The organism is Pseudoxanthomonas sp. 134C1 (genome assembly GCF_057773065.1).
Genome location: NZ_JBYMTH010000008.1, coordinates 40,239 through 60,874, shown reverse-complemented (window position 1 = coordinate 60,874; position 20,636 = coordinate 40,239). Strand labels below are relative to the sequence as shown.

The following is a 20,636-nucleotide window of genomic DNA, read 5'->3' as shown; positions in this document are numbered from 1 at the left end:
CCGTGTGACGGAACGCGAATCGTGCTCATCTCGTCGGAGGGGGGGGAAACCGGATGGCGATCAGGCCGGGTGACCAGGCGCCGCGGCGGACCACACGATGGATCAGGCGGCCTGGGAAAGCCCGAGGATCGGCAGGCTGAACTCGCGCTCGGCGCGGGCGTGGTGCGCATCCAGCAGACCGCCGGCCATGTCCAGGCAACTGCCGCAGGTGGCGCCGCAGCCGGTCCGCATGGTCAGCTCGGCCACCGTGCGCACGCCATTGGCGGCGGCTTCGCGGATCTGGTGGTCGGTGACTCCGTTGCAGATGCAGACGTACACGGCGGCATTCGGTCGAACGGGCCAGAGCGGCCCGATGCACATTTGAGCGCGAATGAGAATGATTGTCAATTCTTGGCTTCGCCGGCGCCCTGCCCGCGTTTACGTCCCGGCCGGTTTCGCGGACGGGGGCGGCTGTGCCCCTCGCCCAGCCGCTCCTGCCGCTGGGGCGGCACGGCCAGGGTCGCGACCACGCTCCGGGCATAGGAGGCCAGGTGGCCGAGCGCCCGCGCGTAGACGCCGCGCTTGAACATCACCACATGCTCGATGGGGTACCAGAAATCCACCCAGCGCCAGTGGTCGAACTCCGGCGTGTCGGTGGCGTCCAGGCGCAGGTGGGTCTCGTCGCCGACCAGGCGCAACAGGAACCAGACCTGCTTCTGGCCGATGCAGACCTGGCGTTCGTGGTGGCGGATGGCGCGGGGGGGCAGCCGATAGCGCAGCCAACCGGGCGTAGCCCCCAACACTTCCACATGTTCGGGCAACAGGCCGGTTTCTTCGCGCAACTCGCGGTACATGGCCTCGACCGGTGTCTCATCCGTGTTCATCCCGCCCTGCGGGAACTGCCAGCCGTCCCGACGCACCCGTCGCGCCCAGAACACCCGGCCATCCGGGCGCATCAACACAATGCCGACATTCGGTCGGTAGCCGTCCGGATCGATCACGATGCGGACTCCTGAAATCTACTGTCCCCGACTCTGCCACGCCCGGCCCGTGCCGACAAGCCGGCCCGGCCGGATTGACAGGCAGCCCTCGAAACGGAAAAATGTGCGGTTCCTGCACGGCTATGTAGCTCAGCCGGTTAGAGCACAGCACTCATAATGCTGGGGTCGGTGGTTCGAGTCCACCCATAGCCACCATGCCGGGAAACGAAGAAGCCCCGCCTCGCTGCGGGGCTTTTGCTTTGGGGCGCCAAGTGGCCCTGTGACCATCGCGTCATCCCGCCATTCCCGCTTTGGCCCGTTGTTTCCGCCTCCCCGCAGCAACGGTCCCGCCCGTACGTATCGGTTCGCCGCAGGCGGTGCTTTCAGCCTTGAACGCCGGGCCGCAACGGACTCTGCAAGTCTCGTCTAAACCCTGACGGACCGTCGCGCATCCATGGCTGGGCCACCCGCGAAATCGCAGGCCATGAAAACGATGCGCACCCTCTTCATGCTCTTGCTGCTTGCGTCTTCCGGCGCCCACGCCACGGAAGACGCTTTCCTCGTCGAACGCGTTGATGCGATCTTCGCGGATGCTGCGGACGATGCACCCGGTTACGCGGTTGCCGTGATCAAGGACGGGAAGGTGGTGTTCGAGAGAAGCCACGGCCTGGCCAGCGTGGAATATGGCGCGCCGCTCACACCGACGACCCCGTTCAATACCGCATCATTGTCCAAGCAGTTCACCGGCCTGGCCGTGTCGATCCTGATCGAACAGGGCAAGCTCGCGCTGGACGACGACGTGCGCAGATATGTACCCGAATTGCCCGAGTACGCCGAAGGCCCGGTCAGCGTGCGCCAGCTGCTGCACCATACCAGCGGCATCCGTGACTGCTATGCGGTCCTTGTCGCGGCCGGATGGCGCCACGACGACGCGTTCTCCGGCGAGGATTGCATGCGCACAACGGTCGCGCAGCGGGATCTGGCGTTCACGCCGGGCACGCGCTACGCCTACAGCAATACCGAATACCTGTTGCTGCAGAAAATTGTCGCCGAGGCGGGCGGCAAGCCGTTTCCGCAATGGGCGATGGAAAACATCTTTCATCCGATCGGGATGGATTCGACCTGGTTCGTCGACGACTACTCCCGGGTCGTCAGGAATGCGGCGATGCCCTATTCGCGCGGCGAGCACGGCTTCCACCGCGACATGCAGCAGGACAGCGGCGTCTACATGCTGTCCACGCTGCGTGATCTCGCCCGCTGGGCGATCCATTTCGATCGCAGGCTGGCCGCCCGGGATCCGGTCTATCTGCGGATGGTGGAGTCCGGATCCCTGGCCAATGGCGAAAGCGTCCCCTACGGCTTCGGTCTGATGCTGGGCAAGGAGCGGGGCCTGGACATAGTCTTCCATACCGGCGCGTGGGGAGGCTATCGCGCCAACATCCGGCACTATCCCGCGCGGCACCTTTCGATCGTCGCGCTGAACAACAGCGGCGACAACGACATGAATCCGAAGAAGGTGCCGCGGGTGGCGGCGTTGTTCCTGGATGAAGCGAACGCCCCCGCGGGAGGAAACGCGGACATACTGCGCGACGCGCCGACCATGCGGCCGGATCAGGCGCGGCTGCGTAGTCTTGCGGGCGTTTATCGCTGGAAGGATGACGCGATCACCATCACGCTGGAGGATGGACATCTGATGGCGCAATACCTGGGCGAAGAGAAGGTGCCTGCCGAAGCGAAATCGGATACGGAATTCTGGGTGCCTGCCTATCGCGCCCCCATTTCCTTTTCGGCAAGCCGAGGCAGGTCCGTGCTCCTGTTCCGCTCGGTCGAAGGGGAAAGAGTGGAGCCATTCGTGCCTGGAGGCCTGGACGCATACGCCGGCACCTATTCCAACGACGATCTGGCGACGCTGTACAAGGTCGATGTGGAGGATGGCAAGTTATACATCCATCACTTCCGCCGGGGTGACGCGGAGCTGGTGCCGCATCCGGCCCATGTCGACAGGTTCACGGGCGACATGGGGACCGTCCAGTTCGTCCGGAACGGTTCCGGACGCGTCGATGGATTCGATTTCGTGGGCGAGAACCTGGGCGCGCTTCGCTTTGCCGGGAAGTCCCCTGTGCCCTCTCCACGGCGTCCGGCGCGTCAACCTGAGTGAAGTCGCCGCAACAAAAAAGGGCCCGGCTTTCGCCGGGCCCCGTCGCATCGGGAGAGACGATGCGATACAGCAGGATTACTTGAACTTGTAGATGATTTCCGCTGCCACTTCGCGACCGACCGGGTCGTCGATGCAGTAGGCGAAGTCACCGCACCACTTGTCGCCGTAGATCTTGTCGAAGATGTTGCTGACGTACAGGTTGACCTTGAAGTTCTCGGTGAACCAGTAGCCCACGCTGCCGTTGAAATACCGGCGCGGTTCGCGGCGATTGAAGATGCGCTGGGTAGATTCGCCCGTGGTTGGGCCAGGGCCAAGGTCCTGGCAGTTCGCCGCACCGCTGGGAACGTAGCCATCCGCGAACGGCATGCAGCCGCCCCAGCGGTTATCACGACCGCCGGACTTCTGGTACATCATCAGGGTCGCATTCCAGTTGTCGAGGACCCAGTTGGCGCTCAGGGTGATCTTGGTGCGCGGGTTCTGGGTCTTGCGGGTGTCCTCCAGCTTGTCGGTGGGGAAGCCGCGCGACTTGTAGGTCAGCATGTTGGTGTAGTTGAGGTTGAAGCTCCAGTCGCCCCAGTTGGTGTCCGGGATCAGGTAGCGCGCGTTGACGTCCACGCCGGTGACTTCGGTTTCGGCGCGGTTGATCGGGTTGACCAGGATCGTGACCGAACCTGCCTCGCTGCTGGGGACGCCGCTGGTGCGCTGGATGCGGCTGACCACCTCGTTGCACCAGGCGGCGCTCGGAGCGACTCCGCGGATCTTGCCTTCCGGATCGAAGCCGTCGCGGGTGCAGTAGGCCTCGTCGAGCAGCAGCTGTTCGGCGCTGATGTCGTCGATCAGGTTGTCGACCTTGATCGACCAGTAGTCGGCCGACAGCGAGAAGCCCTTGAAGGCATCCCACACGAAGCCCGCGCTCCAGGACTTGCCTTCCTCGTACTTCAGATCCGGCGTGCCGGTGCGTTCCACCGCGGCGTCTTCGATCTTGAAGTCGTCGCGCGGGCACTGGCGGTTCGGCCAGCCAGCGTCGGCGCAGCGGACGTAGTCGGTGAAGTCGGAGACGCCCGAGCTCGGCTTGGCATAGATGTAGTGCATGTCCGGCGCGCGGAACGAAGTGCCGTAGCTGCCGCGCACCAGCAGGGTGTCGATCGGGCGCCATTCCAGGCCCAACTGGTAGGTCACGGCGGCGTCGCTGGCGACCGCGTCGTACTTGTCGTAGCGGGTGGCGATGTTGGCGTTCAGGGTGCTGAGCACCGGCACGCGGAACTCCACGCCCGCCGCATAGCGGTTGCGGTCGCCGCCGCCCTGCTCGACGTTGCCGAACGGGGTGTACCAGCCGTCCTCGTCCTGGTTGAGGGTCTTGGGATCCGGAGTCAGGCGGTAGCCCTGCTTGCCGGCTTCCAGCACCGCGGCGAAGCCGATCGGGCCGGCCCAGCCCTCGAACAGGTCGCCGCTGAGCACGAACTGCGCCTGGTTGAGGTAGGAGCGCGCCTTCTTGTGGCCGCGGTCGGAGAACGAACGGAAGTCGTCGACCGAGATCGGATTCCACAGCTTGTTGTAGTCGGGCGTGTAGATCGGCAGGTTGTTGCCGGAAGTGCCCTGCTGCGCCCCCATGTAGTAGTCGAACATGTCGCCCTGGTTGAGTACCGGGAACGACTCGCGCACCTCGTAGGTGGCGCGGCCGACCATCGCTTCCCAATCGAACTTGTCGGCCAGGCGGCCACGCAGGCCGACGCTGAAATCGAGCGCCTCTTCGTTCGACTTGGTCAGGATGGCGCCTTCGCCGCCCATTTCCTGCGGCGAATGGAACTTCAGGAAGCGGCGGCTGCCGCCGGCGCCATTGTTGACGGTCGGATCCCAGTAGACCGAGCTGTCGAACGCGTCCAGGAAGGTGTTGAAGTCGCCGGTCGAACGCCAGATGCCCAGCGAGGCCCAGCCCTGCAACTCGTCATTGAAGTCCCAGGTGCCGTGCAGGTAGGCCGAGTCGTCCTTGCTGCCGGTGCGCAGCGCCCAATTGGCGAACACGCGCTGGGCGCAGTATTCGCCGGCGTTGTTGGCGGTGCCGGTGTTGCGGTCATAGCCCAGCAGGTTGGCGCGGTAGTACAGATTGCCGAACTGCTCGCAGGAGCCCGAAGGCGGCGCGATGCGCTGGTATGCAGTGCCCAGCCCCAGCGAGACCAGATTGTCGCGGTCCTGCAGGTACAGGCCGGGATACGGCGTCAGATGGGCCACGCCGAAGTGACGCTCGCCCGGACCCCACACGCGGTAGTCCTTGTCGGCTTCCTCGTCCATGAACGGACGGTCCTTGGCCAGCAGCACGCCGCGGTTGAAGTGCTGCAGGTTGTAGACGACCGAGCCGCGTTCGCCGGTGAAGCCGCCGGACAGCGAGAAGTCCATGTTGTTGCGGCCACCGCGGGTGGCCTTGCCGTAGCGGACGCGCGCCACGTGCTCTTCCATGTTTTCCTTGAGCACGACGTTGATCACGCCGCCCATCGCATCGGAACCGTAGATCGCCGAGGCCGAGCCGGCCAGGATTTCGATCCGCTCGACGATGCCGGTCGGGATGTTGTTGAAGTTCGCGAAGTTGCTCTTGCCCTGGTAGGGCATCGGGTAGTCGGCGACGCGGTGGCCGTTGATCAGCAGCAGGCTGCGGCCCGGGCCGAGGTTGCGCAGGTTGATCGGATACGCGTTGACGCTGGACTGGCCCCAGTCGTAGTCGTTCTGCACCGGTCCGAGCGCGGCGGTGATCGTCTGCAGCGCGTCGTAGACGGTCGCGAAACCTTCCTTGCGCATCTGGTCCGCGGAGATCACGGTCACCGGCGCCGGCCCTTCGATCTCCGAGCGCTTGATGCGCGATCCGGTGACGGTGACGGTATCGAGATTCTTGGCCTTGCCGTCCGCCTGACTCTCATCGGTCTGTGTCTGCTGCGCCTGCCCGTCCTGCGCGATCGCAGCCAGGGGACAACTCAATGCCACTGCCATGGCGGCCGCCAGGATGGTGCGGCGGTTCGAATACAAGCGGTTCATTACTCCCTCCCAGGAAAAACGATTGGTTTAAAGGTCCAGCCTATAGGCGCGCGCAAGCCCCCTAGCTCGGCGCTCCCGGCAAACATAACTTTAAGAAATTCACAAAAATGTGACGTAGTTCTCTTTTTGTACCGATTTAATTCGCTGGAACCGATTTCATGACAGAACTGTCATCATGCTTACGCTCTGACGTGCCCGAGTCGGTTCCAAACCCTTGGTCGCAGGGCTTCGGCGCCCGTTGGCCTGCGGGCTCCCGCAAGGCCCCAGGCCGGCGGAAACGAGCGGGTCATCGGGGAGCACCCCACGGATTCACTGAATAGCGATCTTGCGTGTGCACGCGATGTGATTACGATTGGTCCAGCCTTTGAACCAAACGGAGCCCCGCATGCGCGTTCGCCCGACACGCCTTTCCCTCCTGCTTTCCCTGCTCGGCCTGTTCGGCGGCGCCGGCGCCCTGGCGGCCGCCCCTCCGGCCACGGCTCCCGCGCCGACGCCTCCCCACGGCGAAACCGACGCGCAGCATGCGCAACGCATGCAATGGTTCGCCGACGCCAAGCTCGGCATCTTCATCCACTGGGGCATCTACGCGGTGGACGGCATCGACGAATCCTGGTCGTTCTTCAACGGCAAGGTGTCGCATGCGGACTATCTGAAGCAGCTGCGCGGCTTCACCGCGAACGCCTATGACCCGCAGGACTGGGCGCGGTTGATCCGGCAGAGCGGTGCGCGCTACGCGGTGCTGACCACCCGCCATCACGACGGCGTCGCGCTGTGGGATTCGCGTCAGGGCCTCAACGTGGTGCGCGACACGCCCGCGCGCCGCGATCTGGTCGGCCCGTTTGCCGACGCGCTGCGCGCCAATGACCTGAAGGTGGGCCTGTACTACTCGCTGCCTGACTGGTCGTATCCGGACTACGACGTATTCACCCGCAAACAGAAGCGCTACACCCTCGCCGCCGAACCACAACGCTGGCAGCGCTACCTGGATTACTACCAGGGCCAGATCGCGGATCTGCAGCAGCGCTACCGGCCGGATCTGATCTGGTTCGACGGCGACTGGGAGCACAACGCGGCCGAATGGCAGTCGGCCAAGCTGCGCACCGACATGCGCGCGCGCAATCCCGGCCTGATCATCAACTCGCGCCTGAACGAATACGGCGACTATGCGACGCCCGAACTGGGCGTGCCGGTGATCAAGCCGGCGCAGACGTACTGGGAGCTGTGCCTGACGATGAACCGGTCGTGGGGTTACCAGCCGCGCGACACCGAGTACAAGAGTCCGCACCAGATCATCCAGATCTTCAGCCAGACCCTGTCGATGGGCGGCAACCTGCTGCTGGACATCGGGCCGAAGGCCGACGGCAGCATCGATCCGCGCCAGGTGGAGATCCTGGAGAAGCTCGGGCGCTGGACCGGCAAGCACAGCGAGGCCATCTACGGCACCACCGCCGGCATCGGCCTGGATCATTTCGCCGGCCCCAGCACGGTGTCGAAGGATGGCCGCACCGTCTACCTGTTCCTGGACGGCGCACCGAACGGCGACCTGCTGGTGAAGGCCTTCGACAGCAAGGTGCTGCGCGCGCGCGTGGTCGGCGGCGATCAGCCGGTACAGGCGCGGGTGCTGGGCAAGTACGACTGGTCCAAGCATCCGGGCCTGTTGTTCCTGAGCGTGCCGAAGGCGGCGCTGGACCCCGACATCACCGTGATCGCGCTGGAACTGGAAGCGCCGGTGAAGCTCTACCGTGAAGAATCCAAACCCATCGAGAGCAATGGATGAAACTGCATCGCCTGTTGTCGCTGGCGCTGCTGGGCGCACTCGCCCTGCACGCCCCCGCCATCGTCCGCGCCGACAGTCGCGGCGACTACGTGGCCGAAACCGATCCGCTGGTCGTGCGCAAGCTGGACCAATGGCAGGACTGGAAATTCGGTTTCATGATGCATTGGGGACCCTACAGCCAATGGGGCGTGGTCGAATCCTGGTCGATCTGCTCCGAGGACGTGGACTGGTGCAAGCGTCCCGACGGCGTGGCCTATGTCGACTACGTGAAGCAGTACGAGGCGCTGCCCGAGACCTTCAACCCGATCCGCTTCGATCCTGCCGCCTGGGCGGAGGTCGCACGCGAGGCCGGCACGAAGTACGTGGTGTTCACCACCAAGCACCACGACGGCTTCTCGATGTTCGATACTCGCCAGACTGACTACCGGATCACCGCACCCAACGTGCCCTTCCACGACAATCCGCGCGCCGACGTCACCCGCGCGGTGTTCGACGCGTTCCGCGCGAAGGGATTCGGTATCGGCGCCTACTTCTCCAAGCCGGACTGGCACAGCGACGACTACTGGTGGCCGCGCTTCGCCACCCCCAACCGCCATGTCAACTACGACACCCGCAAGCATCCCGAGCGCTGGCAGCGGTTCGTCGACTTCACCCATGCGCAGATCGGCGAACTGACCCGCGACTACGGCCGTATCGACATCCTCTGGCTGGACGGCGGCTGGGTGCGCCCGGGCGACACGCTGGACGATGCCGCGCAGGGGTTGGCCGGGGTGCCGTGGCCGCAGGACATCGACATGCCGCGGCTCGCGTCGATGGCGCGGCGCCACCAGCCCGGCCTGATCGTCGTCGATCGCGCGGTCGGCGGCCGCTACGAGAACTACCGTACGCCCGAACAGAAGATTCCGGACGAGCCGCTGCCGTATCCCTGGGAAACCTGCATGACCCTGGGCAACTCCTGGAGCTATGCACCCGACGACCACTACAAGAGCACGCGCACCGTGGTGCAGATGCTGGTGGACGTGGTTGCGAAGGGGGGCAACTACCTGCTCAACGTGGGGCCGCAGCCGGACGGGCAGCTGCCGGCCGAGGCGGTGAGCCGGCTGCGCGAAATCGGCGCGTGGATGAAGACCAATGGCGGCGCCATCTACGCCAGCCGTTCGGTGGCGCCGTACCGCGACGGCAAGTTCCGCTACACCCGGCTGAAGAATGGCGACGTGTACGCGATCTATCTGCCGGACGCCGATGAGCAGCGCTTGCCGGCGCAACTGGAGATTCCCGGTCCGCCGCCGCGCGCCGGCAGCCGTCTCGCGTTGCTGGGCAGCGATGTGGCGCTGGAATGGCGGCGCGAGGGCGACCGGACCATCGCGATGATTCCCGAGGTGGCGCGCGACGCCACCGCCGGCTCGCCGGCCTGGGCAATCCGTCTGCCGGGTGCGACGGCACGGATGCATTGACCGCGGGAACGGAACGGGGCGCTTCGGCGCCCCGTGTTCTTTCCGGCTTCGGGCAATGTCGCGCATGCGACGACCGGAGCGTCTCCAGCGCCGCGAGCGTCGGCCGGCGGCGCTAGCTTCCCGCTCAGCCCCCGTGATGGTCGGGGCGATCCCAGGCGGCATCCGCGCTGCGGTGCAGGCCGATGCGGGCGATGCGTGGCGCGGCGTAGGCATGCTCGATGATCAGGCGCAGCCGCTCGGTGCGCGTGGCCGGCACCCGGTCCAGCTTGCAGTGGCCGATCGTCGTGCCCCAGGTCAGCGGTATCCAGGTACCGTCGCGCCAGATGTCGATGCGGTAGTTGGAAACGTGCTGGCCATGCGCGATGGCTTCCTCCAGCCGGACCACGTCGAACTCCGCATCGCGCGGGAGCGACAGTTCCAGCCAGCCTTCGCGCGCGTCGCCGCCCGGCGTCCAGAAACTGTCCGCGTCGCCATCCACGACCTGCGCCGCGCCACTGCCCGTGCTCGCCTTCGCGCTCGCACCACGCGCCAGATCCTTCGCCAGCAGCGCTTCGCGCAGGCGCGCGAAACCTTGCAGCGCGCGCACGTCGTTGTCGTGGAACAGGCCATCCGGCGTCGGCGGCACGTTCAGCAGCAACTTGCTGTTGCGGCCCACCGAGGTGAAGTACAGGTTCACCAGGTTCTGCGGCGTGCGCACCTTCGCATCCTGGTCCGCATGCCAGAACCAACCCGGCCGGATCGATACGTCGGTTTCACCCGGACGCCAGACCGCCCCATGGGGATCGCCCTGCTGCAAGGCTTCCCCGGTCCACGGATCGTCGGCGCCGGGACGCGGCACCCGCGCCGGATCGACGCTGGCCCAGCAGGTGCTGCCGGCGCTGCCGGTCTCGTTGCCGATCCAGCGCACGTCGGGACCGGCGTCGGAGAACATCACCGCCTGCGGCTGCAGTTCGCGCACGGTGCGATGGATGCGCGCCCAGTCGTATTGCTGGCGCTTGCCGCTGGGGCCTTCGCCGTTGGCGCCGTCGAACCAGACCTCGACCACCGGGCCGTAGCCGGTCAGCAGTTCGGTCAGCTGCTCGATGTAGAAATCGTCGTAGGCCTTGCCCTCGCCATACACACGCGCGTTGCGGTCCCACGGCGACAGATAGAAGCCCACGCCCAATCCTTCCGCGCGGCAGGCCTCGGTGAATTCGCGCACCAGATCGCCCTTGCCATCCCGCCAGGGACTGCTGGCGACCGAATGCGCGGTGGTCCTGGTCGGCCACAGGCAGAAGCCGTCATGATGCTTGGCGGTGAGGATCATGCTGCGGAAGCCGCAGGCCTTGGCGGTGCGTGCCCACTGGAGCGCGTCGAGCGCCTTCGGGTCGAAGATGGCGGGACTTTCGCTGCCGTCGCCCCACTCGCGTCCGGTGAAGGTGTTCACCGTGAAGTGCACGAACATCGACAGTTCTTCGCGCTGCCAGGCCAGCTGCGCGGCGCTGGGGCGTGGACGCGCCGCCGCTCCCATCGCTCCCGTTGCGGATCGGCCCGATGCGGTCGCACCGGCCGCCGCCAGCGGCACCAGCGCGCCAGTCATGCCGGCCACGCCGGCACCCAGGAAACCGCGCCGCGTCCAGCGCGGCCATTGCATCGTCATCCGATTGCTCCTTCGCGCGCATCGCCACGATGCGTCGCGCTCATGGTTGTACCTCGAATTCGCCCTGCTGGCGGATGTCTTCCGAACCCGAACCCACCATCACCTTGAACGCGCCAGGCTCCACCACCCGCCGCATCTGCCGGTTCCACAGCGCGAGATCCTCGGGGCCCAGCCGGAACCGAACGGTGCGGCGCTGGCCCGGCGCCAGGTGGATGCGCTCGAAGCCTCGCAGGTTCTTCTCGTAGGTGGTCACCGAACCGACCACGTCGCGGGTGTAGAGCTGCACCACCTCGTCACCGGCCACGCGACCGGTGTTGCGTACGTCCACGCTCACCTCGACGTTGCCTCCCACCGGAATCCGCTGCGGGGTGACGCGCAGGTTGGCGTATTCGAACGTGGTGTAGCTCAGGCCATGTCCGAATGTGTACAGGGCGCCGTTGACGCGCGACTTTTCTCCTTCCCACTGCGCGTTCGGCTTGGTCGGGAAATTGAACGGAATCTGCCCCGCGCTCTTCGGGAAGGTCACGCTCAGTTTGCCGCCCGGGTTGTAGTCGCCGAACAGCGCATCGGCGATGGCGGTGCCGCCGTGATCGCCGGGGAACCAGGCTTCCAGGATCGCCGGCACATGCGCGTCGGCCCAGTTGATGCTCATCGGCCGGCCGTTGATCAGCACCAGCATCACCGGCGTACCGGTGGCATGCACGGCGCGCAGCAGTTCCAGCTGCCGGCCGGGCAGGTCCAGGCTGGTGCGGCTCAGGCTTTCACCGACCGTGCGATCGCCGTCGCCCAGCACCACGATCGCCACGTCGGCGCCGGTGGCCGCGCGCACCGCCTCGTCGATGCCGGCCTGCTCGGCGGCACTCAACGGCTCGGGCAGGATTTCGATGGCCGGCCAGTTGCCGCTGGCAATCTCCACGCCCTTCGCATGGCGCACCTCGGCGCGTGGTCCCAGTTTCGCGCGCACGCCTTCCAGCACGGTCACCACATGGCCACCGGAAGGACCGTAGTGACGGTGGGAGTAGCGCCCGTCGTCGGCGTTGGGGCCGATCACCGCGATCGTTTTCAGATTCCGGCGCAGCGGCAACGCGGCGTTGACGTTCTTCAGCAGCACCAGGCTCTCGCGCGCCGCCTGCAGGGCGACCGCGCGATGCCCGTCCGAATTCACGACGCGCGCGCTGGCATCCGCGTCGTCCACGTAGGGTCGGTCGAACAGGCCCAGGGTGAATTTCACCCGCAGCACGTCGCGCACGCGATCGTCCACCGTCGCCAGAGGCAGCGAACCCTCGGCGATTGCCGCGCGCATCGGCATCACGTAGTCCTCCGGCGGGGTGAAGTTGGTGCGGATGTTCAGGCCGGCCTCGGCCGCTTGCCGCACCGCGTCCCTGGCATCGGCCGCCACGCCGTGCTTGGTGTGCAGGAACTCCACCGCCTCGCTGTCGGACACCACGTAGCCACGGAAGCCGAAATCGCCGCGCAGGCGCTCGGTCAGCCAGTAGCGGCTGCCGGTGACCGGTACGCCGTCGTAGTCGTTGTAGGAACTCATCACGCCGAGCAGGCCGGCCTCGCGGATAGCGGCGGCGAAGGGTGGCAGGAAGATTTCCTCCACCTCGCGCGGCGCGACCTGCGGGTCGGTGCGTGCCATGCCCTCGCGCGCGCCCTTGTTGGCGCTGTAGACGGCGAAATGTTTGGCGGTGGCGGCGACGGTGTAATCCTGCTGCAGGCCCTTCACCATCTCCACGCCCAGGCGCGAAACCAGATACGGATCCTCGCCGTAGACTTCCTCCATCCGGCCCCAGCGCTGGTCACGGGCCACGTCCAGGATCGGCGCGTAGACGTTGCTGTAGCCCAGCGCGCGCGCCTCGACCCCGGTGATGCGGCCGATGCGGCGCACCAGGGCGCGGTTCCAGGTATGTCCGATGCCCAACTGGCCGGGAAAACTGGTCGCCCCATGCGCCTCGACGCCACGGATGCCTTCGTTGGTGAAGTCGACCGGGATGCCGAGCCGGGTCTGTTCGACGAAGAACCGCTGCACCTCGTTCATCGCCCACACGTGCCGGCGCAGGTCGGTGGCGTACACGCTCCCGCGGCCATCGCCCCAGCCGTTGTGCATCTCGTCGATGTTGCCGATGCCGTCCTTCCACAGCGCCGCCTTCCATTGCGCGGTGGGCAACGGATCCTTCAGCACCCGGCCGTAACCGTACAGCGTCGCCAGCTGGACGGTCTTTTCCTCCATGCTCATCCGCGCGAGCAGATCCTCCACCCGCGCGTCGATCGGCGCGCGGGCGTCCTCGTAGACATCCTTGCGGCCGTTCTTGTCCAGATCGATCCAGCCGTCGTGGTAGATCACCGGCGTCGGCGCGAAGGCCGGGACCGGTTCCTCCGGAGTGGTCGCAGGGGTGGCGGCGGTGAATCCCGCCGCCAGCAGCATTGCCAGCGTTGCCGGTACGCGCATCAGCGCGGCTCCGCCGCCGTCAGCAACTGGATGCGATCGATGGCCCACAGCACGCGCCGGTGATCGCCGGTGAATTTCAGGCACAGATCCTGCGCGCCCCGCAGGGACGGCAGGGCCACGTCGACCCGTTTCACCGCGTCGGCGCCCGCCTCGACCCGCGCCGCCGCCACCGGCTTGCCTTCGCAGCCGCCGACGCGCACCTGCAGGTCCACCGGTCCGGCCGGCGGCAGTTCGACACCGACCGAATCGCCACCGAACTGGAAGTTGTACGGCAGGTCCAGCACCTCCGCGCGCAGGGTGGTGACACCGTCCAGCGGCGCCTGCTTCCACTGCCAGCACGGCGTGCCGATATCGACCGGCACCACCGCGCGCTCGCCTTCCAGCGGTTCGTCGTCTTCCAGCCGCAGTACGTAGCTGTCCTTGCGGCAGGCATCCAGGTATTCAGCCTCGCGGGTGCGCAGCGCGAGCGCATCGACACGCAGTTCGCGCGGCGCGGCCAGCGGCTTGCCCTGGAAGAACGCATTGGCCTTCACCGTGGTCGGCAGCGCCACCCGCACTGCCTGCTGGTAACGCGGCGACTGCGTGGTCGGTTCGCTGCCGTCGATGGTGTAGCGCAGTTCGCCGAATCCGGTCTGGTTGAGCAGGGTCACCTGCGCGCCTTCGCCTCCGGCCTGCGCGCGGATGCGCGCGGCGAACGCGCTGTCGGCGGCGCGGATGCCGGCGCGCTGGAAGCGCCGCATCTGCGGGGCCAGCCGCTGCAGGAAGCCGTCCCAGTCGCGCGTGGCCTTCGGCGACCACGCAATCTCGGCCAATGCCGACAGGCGCGGGAAGGCCATGTGTTCCACCCGCGGCTCGGTGCGCACATGCTCGGTCCACAGATTGGCCTGCGTGCCCAGCACGTGCCTGGCCTGATCGGCGTCCAGTTCCGGCGGCACCGGCTCGAAGTCGTACACCTTCCGCAGCGTCGTGGTGTAGTCGTGGCCCGGTGGTTCGTCGGATTCGTCGGACTGCATGCGGTTGATGTAGGTGACGTTGCTCGGGCTCAGCACCACGTCGTGCCCCTGCCGCGCCGCCTCCACCGCGCCCTCCATGCCGCGCCAGGACATCACCGTCGCTTCCGGCGGCAGGCCGCCTTCGAGGATTTCGTCCCAGCCGATCAGGCGGCGATCGTGGGCGACAAGGAACGTCTCGATGCGCTTGATGAACCAGCTCTGCAACTGCATGTCGTCGGTCAGGCCGAGCGCCTTGCGGCGCGCCTGGATCGACGGCGAGTTGCGCCACTGGTACTTGTCCGCCTCGTCGCCGCCGATGTGGATGTACCGGCTCGGGAAGATGTCCATCACCTCGGTCAGCACGTCCTCCAGGAACTTGAAGGTCGGGTCTTCCACCCCATACAGCCAGGTGTTGACGCCCCAGTCCGGCGATACCGGCGGCGTCTTGCCGGTGGCGCCGAATTCCGGGTACGCCGCGATGGCGGACTGCGCGTGGCCGGGCATCTCGATTTCCGGCACCACCGTGATGTGGCGCTGGCGCGCGTATTCGACGATCTCGCGGGCCTCGGCCTGGGTATAGAAACCGCCGTAGCGCACCGGCTTGCCATCGGCGCCCTGCCCGGCCTTGCCGGCGGGAATGCGCCACGCGCCGACTTCGGTGAGCTTCGGATAGCGCTTGATCTCCAGGCGCCAGCCCTGGTCGTCGGTCAGGTGCCAGTGGAAGACGTTCAACTTGTGCCGCGCCATCTGGTCCAGCAGGCGCTTGATCTCGTCGATGCTCTGGATGTGCCGCGCCGAATCCAGCATGAAGCCGCGCCAGCCGAAACGCGGCGCATCGGCGATGCGCACCGCGGGCACGCTGATCGGCAGCGTGTCGGCGGTGGTCAGCAATTGCCACAGGCTGACGCCGCCGTAGAACAGGCCGGCACCCTCGCGGGCGCGGATGCGGATGCCGTCGGCGGCCACGTCCAGCGCATAGCCTTCCGCGCGGGTCTCCAGCTTCGCGTCCGTGCTGAAGACGATGGCCGCTCCCGATGCCGAATCGGCCTGGCGCAGGGAGACGCCGGTGCTTTCACGCAGCATGGCGATGAACTGGCTGGCGGCGGCCTGGGCGGCCGGATCCGCCGCGGCGGCCACGACCGGCGTGTCGGCCGCCACCACGAAGCGGCCCTGTCCGGGCGTGGCCTGCGCGGGCGCGGGAATCAGCGGCGGCGTGCTCCCTGCGGCGAAGGCCTCGGCGGGCGGGGCCGCCTGCCCCGGAGCACCGGCCGGGCCACCACAAGCCCCCAGGACCAGCACCAGGACCGCCAACCCGGTCGCTTTTCCCATCGCGACGGCGCGGGCCGCCCCCCATTTCCCTTTCATCTGTTCCATCATCGGACCTCGCCTCTGCCCTGCCGGGTTGCAAGTTTCGGATCTCACGATAGCATTGGTCCAACCACTAGGCCATTAGCCCGGAGCCCCCCATGCGCCTGCAAGGCAAACTCGCCCTGGTCACCGCCGCCGGCCAGGGTATCGGCCGCGCCACCGCGCTGGCCTTCATCCGCGAAGGCGCGCGGGTGATCGCCGCCGACATCGACCAGGAAGCCCTGCAGCGGCTGCGGGTCGAGGCCGGCGACGCGCTCGCGCCGCTGCGCCTGGACGTCACCGACACCGCCGCGATCGCCGCCCTGGCGCAGCGGCACGCCAATGCCGGCGACGCGGTGGACGTGCTGTTCAACTGCGCCGGCTTCGTCCACAGCGGCAGCATCCTGGATGCCGACGAGGAGGACTGGGACATCGCCTGGCGCCTCAACGTCGGTTCGATGTACCACCTGATCCGCCAATTGCTGCCGGGCATGCTGGCACGGGGCGGCGGCTCGATCATCAATGTCGCCTCGGTCGCCTCCAGCATCAAGGGCGTGCCCAACCGCTTCATCTACGGCACCACCAAGGCCGCCGTGATCGGTCTGACCAAGGCGGTGGCCGCCGATTTCGTCGGCCGCGGCGTCCGCTGCAACGCGATCTGCCCGGGCACGGTCAGCTCGCCTTCGCTGGAAGCGCGCATCGCCGAACAGGCGCGGCAACAGGGCAGTTCCGTCGAGGACGTGCAGGCCGCGTTCGTCGGCCGCCAGCCGATGGGCCGGCTGGGCCGCCCCGAGGAAATCGCCGCGCTGGCGGTGTACCTGGCCAGCGACGAGTCCGCATTCACCACCGGCACCACGCACGTGATCGACGGCGGCTGGATCAACTAAGGAAACCTGCATGAAACTGTTGCGCCATGGCGCACCGGGCGCGGAAAAGCCCGGACTGCTCGACGGCGAAGGCCGCATCCGCGATCTCTCGTCGGTCACCACCGACATCGCCGGCGAGGCGATCACCCCCGAAGGCCTGCGACGCCTGCGCGCGCTGGACGTGTCCGCGCTGCCGCTGGTGGACGGCACTCCGCGCCTGGGTCCCTGCGTGGGCCAGGTCGGCAAGTTCGTCTGCATCGGCCTGAACTATTCAGACCACGCCGCCGAGACCGGCGCACAGGTGCCCGCCGAACCGGTGATCTTCAACAAATGGACCAGCGCGATCTGCGGTCCGGATGACGACGTGCGGATTCCGCGCGGTTCGCACAAGACCGACTGGGAAGTGGAGCTGGGCGTGGTGATCGGACGCGGCGGCCGCTACATCGCCGAAGCCGACGCGATGGATCACATCGCCGGCTACTGCGTGATCAACGACGTGTCCGAACGCGCCTTCCAGCTGGAAGGCACCGGCACCTGGGACAAGGGCAAGGGCTGCGACACCTTCGGTCCGCTCGGCCCCTGGCTGGTGACCGCCGACGAGATCGCCGATCCGCACGCGCTCGGCCTGTGGCTGGAAGTGGACGGCCACCGCTACCAGGACGGCAACACCCGCACGATGGTGTTCCAGGTGCCCTATCTGATCAGTTACCTGAGCCGATTCATGAGCCTGCAACCGGGCGACGTGATCTCCACCGGCACCCCGCCGGGCGTGGGCCTGGGCCAGAAGCCGCCGGTGTACCTGCGCCCCGGACAGGTCATGCGGCTGGGCATCGATGGCCTCGGCGAGCAGCGGCAGAAGGTGGTGCAGGCATGAATGCCGTTCCCCAGCCGGCGCTGGCCGGCGTGCGCATCACCGGAATGCGGGTCGAGGATCTGCGCTTCCCCACCTCGCAGCATCTGGACGGCTCGGATGCGATGAATCCGGATCCGGATTATTCGGCCGCCTACGTGGTGCTGGAAACCTCGCGCGACGGACTGGAAGGCCACGGCCTGACCTTCACCATCGGCCGCGGCAACGAAGTGTGCTGCGCGGCGATCGAGGCGTTGCAGCATCTCGTGGTCGGCCTGGATCTGGACTGGATCGCGCAGGACATGGGCCGCTTCTGGCGCCACGTCACCTCCGACAGCCAGTTGCGCTGGATCGGTCCGGACAAGGGCGCCATGCATCTGGCCACCGGCGCGGTCGTCAACGCGGCGTGGGATCTGTGGGCCAAGGCCGAGGGCAAACCGGTGTGGCGGCTGGTCGCCGACATGACACCGGAACAACTGGTGCGCTGCGTCGATTTCCGCTACCTCAGCGACGCCATCACACCGGAGGAAGCGCTTGCGCTGCTGCGTGATCGCGAAGCCGGCAAGGCCGCGCGCATCGCCACCCTCGAACGCGAGGGCTATCCCTGCTACACCACTTCGGCCGGCTGGCTGGGCTATCCGGACGACAAGCTGCGGCGGCTTTGCCGGCAGGCGGTCGACGCCGGCTTCCGCCACGTCAAGCTGAAAGTCGGCCGGGATCTGCAGGACGACATCCGCCGGGTCACCATCGCCCGCGAGGTGCTGGGTCCGGATCGCCAGCTGATGATCGACGCCAACCAGATCTGGGAAGTCGGCCAGGCCATCGACTGGGTGAAGCAGTTGGCGTTCGCCCGTCCGTGGTTCATCGAGGAACCCACCAGTCCCGACGACGTCGCCGGCCACCGCAGCATCCGCCAGGCCATCGCGCCGGTGCAGGTCGCCACCGGCGAGATGTGCCAGAACCGGATCCTGTTCAAGCAGTTCATCGCCGGCGGCGCCATCGACGTGGTCCAGATCGACGCCTGCCGCGTGGGCGGGGTGAACGAGGTGCTGGCGATCCTGCTGATGGCGGCCAAGTACGGCCTGCCGGTGTGTCCGCACGCCGGGGGTGTGGGACTGTGCGAATACGTGCAACATCTGGCGATGATCGACTACGTCTGCGTCGCCGGCACCCGCGAGGGCCGCGTGGTGGAATACGTCGACCACCTGCACGAACACTTCCAGGACCCCTGCGTGATCCGCGACGCCGCCTACCTGCCCCCGACCGCGCCCGGCTTCTCGATCACCATGAAGGACGCCAGCCGCCGCCAGTACCTGCATCCCTCCACGTCCGGCGGTGCCGCCTGATGCCGGGTACGGCGCGCCGACGCTCCGCCCTGCCGGGCGCGCTGCTGTCCGCCGCGCTGCTGCTGACGGCGGGCTGCGGACAACGGCCACCGGCCGCCACGCCCTCCGCGAAGCCCGCGGCGGCCACCGCGACGCCGGCCGCCGATCCGGCCACCCGTATCCGCCACTGGCGGGATCAGGGCTACGGCATGTTCGTGCACTGGGGTCTGTATTCCGAACTGGGCGGCGTGTGGAACGGCAAGCCGGTGACGCGCGGCTATTCGGAACAGATCCAGAGCTGGGCCAACATCTCCCACGACGACTACGCGAAGGTCGCCGCACGCTTTGCCGCGCCGAAGTTCGACGCCGACGCGATCTGCAAACTGGCCCAGGACGCCGGTGCGCGCTACGTGGTGGTCACCAGCAAGCACCATGACGGCTTCGCGATGTTCGACACCGCGAGCACCGACTTCGACATCGTCGACCGCACGCCGTTCGGCAAGGATCCGATCAAGCTCATCGCCGAGGCCTGCCGCGCGCGCGGCCTGGGCCTGGGCATCTATTTCTCGCTGGTGGACTGGCATGCCGGTCATCCCTTCGATCCGGACAACGGCAATCCGGTTCCGGCCTCGATGGAGCCGCTGATCGAAAAGCAGATCACCGAGCTGATGACCCGCTACGGCCCGATCACCGAAGTGTGGTTCGACATGTCCACGCCCACACCGGAGCAGAGCCGCCGTTTCGCCGGCATCGTGCATCGACTGCAGCCGGCCGCGGTCATCAACGGCCGGATCTGGAACAACGCCGGCGACTTCGTCACCCTCGGCGACAACGAGGCGCCACCGCCATCGATGCAGCCGCCGTTCGAAGTGCCGGCGTCCATCTACCACGCCACCTGGGGCTATCGCAGCTGGCAGCAGCGCGAGGACGCGCCGGGCAAGGTGCGTGAACTGGTGAACGGCCTGGTCCAGGCGCGCGCGGCCGGCGGCAACTACCTGCTCAACATCGGCCCGATGGGCGATGGCGCGATCGTGCCGTTCGAGGCCGACGTGCTGCGCGGCATCGGCCAGTGGCTGCGGCGCCACGGCAACGTCGCGCTGACCGCCCATCCGAGTGGCCTGCCGCCGCAAGCCTGGGGCAGCACGCTCGCGGACGACAAGGCGATCCATCTGTTCGTGCGCGACTGGCACGGTGGCCGGCTCGTGGTCAACGGGCTGGCCGGCGATCCGCAGGCGGTCCGCGTCGATGGCGACGACACCGCGGCGCCGCTGGCATGGCGACGCGAGAACGACGCCCTGGTGATCGATCTGCCGGCCCGCGCGCCGGATGCGGTGCTGCCGGTGCTGCGGGTCGAACTGCGGGGTCCCCCACGGATCGTGCCGCCACATGCGATCGCGGTACCGGCATCCGGAACCGCCACGCTCCCGTGGACGGCCTGGCATCCGGGCACCAGCTTCGCGTTCGGCAGCGGCTATCGCAGCCAGCGCGCCACCACCGTTTCGCTGCGCGCCGCGCTGCTGCCCGATCAGGCGCATGACGCCGTGTGGCTGCGTTTCACCGGCGCGAAGGCATCGTCCGGGCAGGCCTACCGGATCCGCGTCGGCGCCCACGAACAGCTCGTCACCGCCGATGCCCTGCGCGCGCGGGCGATCGGTCCGTTCGCCCTGCCCGACGCCGCCGCCGGCGCGACGCCGGTGACGATCACGCTGGCCACGCCCGCCTACCCGGCGCAGGATCTGGAACTGCGCTTCGACGCGGTACGCGTGTCACCGCGGGCGGAAACCTCACCGTGA

13 protein-coding genes and 1 tRNA gene are annotated in these 20,636 nt (G+C 67.4%); 8 read left to right on the top strand and 6 right to left on the bottom strand.

All coding sequences use genetic code 11. The annotated features are described in order from the left end of the window. Nucleotides 1-102: 102 nt before the first annotated feature. Complete coding sequence (locus AC3DEZ_RS14820) at nt 103-318, bottom strand: (2Fe-2S)-binding protein (protein ID WP_295374513.1); 216 nt, start codon at nt 316-318, stop codon at nt 103-105. Between the two features lie 65 nt (nt 319-383). After that, nucleotides 384-980 carry an RNA pyrophosphohydrolase gene (locus AC3DEZ_RS14815; RefSeq protein WP_447104518.1) on the bottom strand — a complete coding sequence of 199 codons (597 nt, stop codon included), beginning with the start codon at nt 978-980 and terminating at the stop codon, nt 384-386. Between the two features lie 118 nt (nt 981-1,098). Here AC3DEZ_RS14815 and AC3DEZ_RS14810 point away from each other — a divergent pair. Then, nucleotides 1,099-1,175, top strand: a tRNA-Met gene (locus AC3DEZ_RS14810). A gap of 268 nt (nt 1,176-1,443) precedes the next feature. Continuing rightward, nucleotides 1,444-3,117, top strand: coding sequence for a serine hydrolase (locus AC3DEZ_RS14805; RefSeq protein WP_488388902.1), 1,674 nt, complete (start codon nt 1,444-1,446; stop codon nt 3,115-3,117). 75 nt (nt 3,118-3,192) lie between these two features. Here AC3DEZ_RS14805 and AC3DEZ_RS14800 read toward each other — a convergent pair whose 3' ends face one another. Then, complete coding sequence (locus tag AC3DEZ_RS14800; protein WP_488388901.1) at nt 3,193-6,141, bottom strand: TonB-dependent receptor plug domain-containing protein; 2,949 nt, start codon at nt 6,139-6,141, stop codon at nt 3,193-3,195. A 385-nt stretch (nt 6,142-6,526) separates the two neighbouring features. On the opposite strand from AC3DEZ_RS14800, the gene AC3DEZ_RS14795 reads away from it, so the two are divergent. Then, nucleotides 6,527-7,918, top strand: a complete 1,392-nt coding sequence (locus AC3DEZ_RS14795) for an alpha-L-fucosidase (protein WP_488388900.1) — start codon at nt 6,527-6,529, stop codon at nt 7,916-7,918. Next, a complete protein-coding gene (locus tag AC3DEZ_RS14790) occupies nt 7,915-9,372 on the top strand; it encodes an alpha-L-fucosidase (RefSeq protein ID WP_488388899.1) in 1,458 nt (485 codons plus the stop codon). The genes AC3DEZ_RS14795 and AC3DEZ_RS14790 overlap by 4 nt, the downstream gene beginning before the upstream one ends. Nucleotides 9,373-9,496: 124 nt before the next feature. Here AC3DEZ_RS14790 and AC3DEZ_RS14785 read toward each other — a convergent pair whose 3' ends face one another. Genes AC3DEZ_RS14785 through AC3DEZ_RS14775 form a run of 3 tightly spaced genes read right to left on the bottom strand, consistent with a single transcriptional unit; the run spans nt 9,497 to nt 15,820 of the window. Further along, nucleotides 9,497-11,011, bottom strand: a complete 1,515-nt coding sequence (locus AC3DEZ_RS14785) for an alpha-L-fucosidase (protein ID WP_488388898.1) — start codon at nt 11,009-11,011, stop codon at nt 9,497-9,499. A gap of 40 nt (nt 11,012-11,051) precedes the next feature. Beyond that, nucleotides 11,052-13,463, bottom strand: a complete 2,412-nt coding sequence (locus tag AC3DEZ_RS14780) for a glycoside hydrolase family 3 N-terminal domain-containing protein (protein ID WP_488388897.1) — start codon at nt 13,461-13,463, stop codon at nt 11,052-11,054. Beyond that, on the bottom strand, nt 13,463-15,820 hold the full coding sequence (locus tag AC3DEZ_RS14775; RefSeq protein WP_488388896.1) for a beta-N-acetylhexosaminidase: 2,358 nt from the start codon (nt 15,818-15,820) through the stop codon (nt 13,463-13,465). Before AC3DEZ_RS14775 ends, AC3DEZ_RS14780 begins: the two co-directional genes overlap by 1 nt. A 101-nt stretch (nt 15,821-15,921) precedes the next feature. Between AC3DEZ_RS14775 and AC3DEZ_RS14770 the strand changes: the two genes are divergently transcribed. Genes AC3DEZ_RS14770 through AC3DEZ_RS14755 form a run of 4 tightly spaced genes read left to right on the top strand, consistent with a single transcriptional unit; the run spans nt 15,922 to nt 20,636 of the window. Further along, the gene (locus tag AC3DEZ_RS14770; protein ID WP_488388895.1) at nt 15,922-16,689 is read left to right on the top strand and encodes an SDR family oxidoreductase; all 768 of its coding nucleotides are present in this window, start codon (nt 15,922-15,924) and stop codon (nt 16,687-16,689) included. A gap of 10 nt (nt 16,690-16,699) precedes the next feature. After that, the gene (locus tag AC3DEZ_RS14765; protein ID WP_488388894.1) at nt 16,700-17,542 is read left to right on the top strand and encodes a fumarylacetoacetate hydrolase family protein; all 843 of its coding nucleotides are present in this window, start codon (nt 16,700-16,702) and stop codon (nt 17,540-17,542) included. Continuing rightward, nucleotides 17,539-18,864, top strand: coding sequence for an L-fuconate dehydratase (locus AC3DEZ_RS14760; RefSeq protein WP_488388893.1), 1,326 nt, complete (start codon nt 17,539-17,541; stop codon nt 18,862-18,864). The genes AC3DEZ_RS14765 and AC3DEZ_RS14760 overlap by 4 nt, the downstream gene beginning before the upstream one ends. Further along, the gene (locus AC3DEZ_RS14755) at nt 18,864-20,636 is read left to right on the top strand and encodes an alpha-L-fucosidase (RefSeq protein ID WP_488388892.1); all 1,773 of its coding nucleotides are present in this window, start codon (nt 18,864-18,866) and stop codon (nt 20,634-20,636) included. Before AC3DEZ_RS14760 ends, AC3DEZ_RS14755 begins: the two co-directional genes overlap by 1 nt.

Excerpts from the sequence above, each read along its gene's own strand:
- AC3DEZ_RS14805 (WP_488388902.1), top strand. The coding sequence starts at position 1,444 with ATGAAAACGATGCGCACCCTCTTCATGCTCTTGCTGCTTGCGTCTTCC.
- AC3DEZ_RS14800 (WP_488388901.1), bottom strand. The coding sequence starts at position 6,141 with ATGAACCGCTTGTATTCGAACCGCCGCACCATCCTGGCGGCCGCCATG.
- AC3DEZ_RS14795 (WP_488388900.1), top strand. The coding sequence starts at position 6,527 with ATGCGCGTTCGCCCGACACGCCTTTCCCTCCTGCTTTCCCTGCTCGGC.
- AC3DEZ_RS14790 (WP_488388899.1), top strand. The coding sequence starts at position 7,915 with ATGAAACTGCATCGCCTGTTGTCGCTGGCGCTGCTGGGCGCACTCGCC.
- AC3DEZ_RS14785 (WP_488388898.1), bottom strand. The coding sequence starts at position 11,011 with ATGACGATGCAATGGCCGCGCTGGACGCGGCGCGGTTTCCTGGGTGCC.
- AC3DEZ_RS14780 (WP_488388897.1), bottom strand. The coding sequence starts at position 13,463 with ATGCGCGTACCGGCAACGCTGGCAATGCTGCTGGCGGCGGGATTCACC.
- AC3DEZ_RS14775 (WP_488388896.1), bottom strand. The coding sequence starts at position 15,820 with ATGAAAGGGAAATGGGGGGCGGCCCGCGCCGTCGCGATGGGAAAAGCG.
- AC3DEZ_RS14770 (WP_488388895.1), top strand. The coding sequence starts at position 15,922 with ATGCGCCTGCAAGGCAAACTCGCCCTGGTCACCGCCGCCGGCCAGGGT.
- AC3DEZ_RS14765 (WP_488388894.1), top strand. The coding sequence starts at position 16,700 with ATGAAACTGTTGCGCCATGGCGCACCGGGCGCGGAAAAGCCCGGACTG.
- AC3DEZ_RS14760 (WP_488388893.1), top strand. The coding sequence starts at position 17,539 with ATGAATGCCGTTCCCCAGCCGGCGCTGGCCGGCGTGCGCATCACCGGA.
- AC3DEZ_RS14755 (WP_488388892.1), top strand. The coding sequence starts at position 18,864 with ATGCCGGGTACGGCGCGCCGACGCTCCGCCCTGCCGGGCGCGCTGCTG.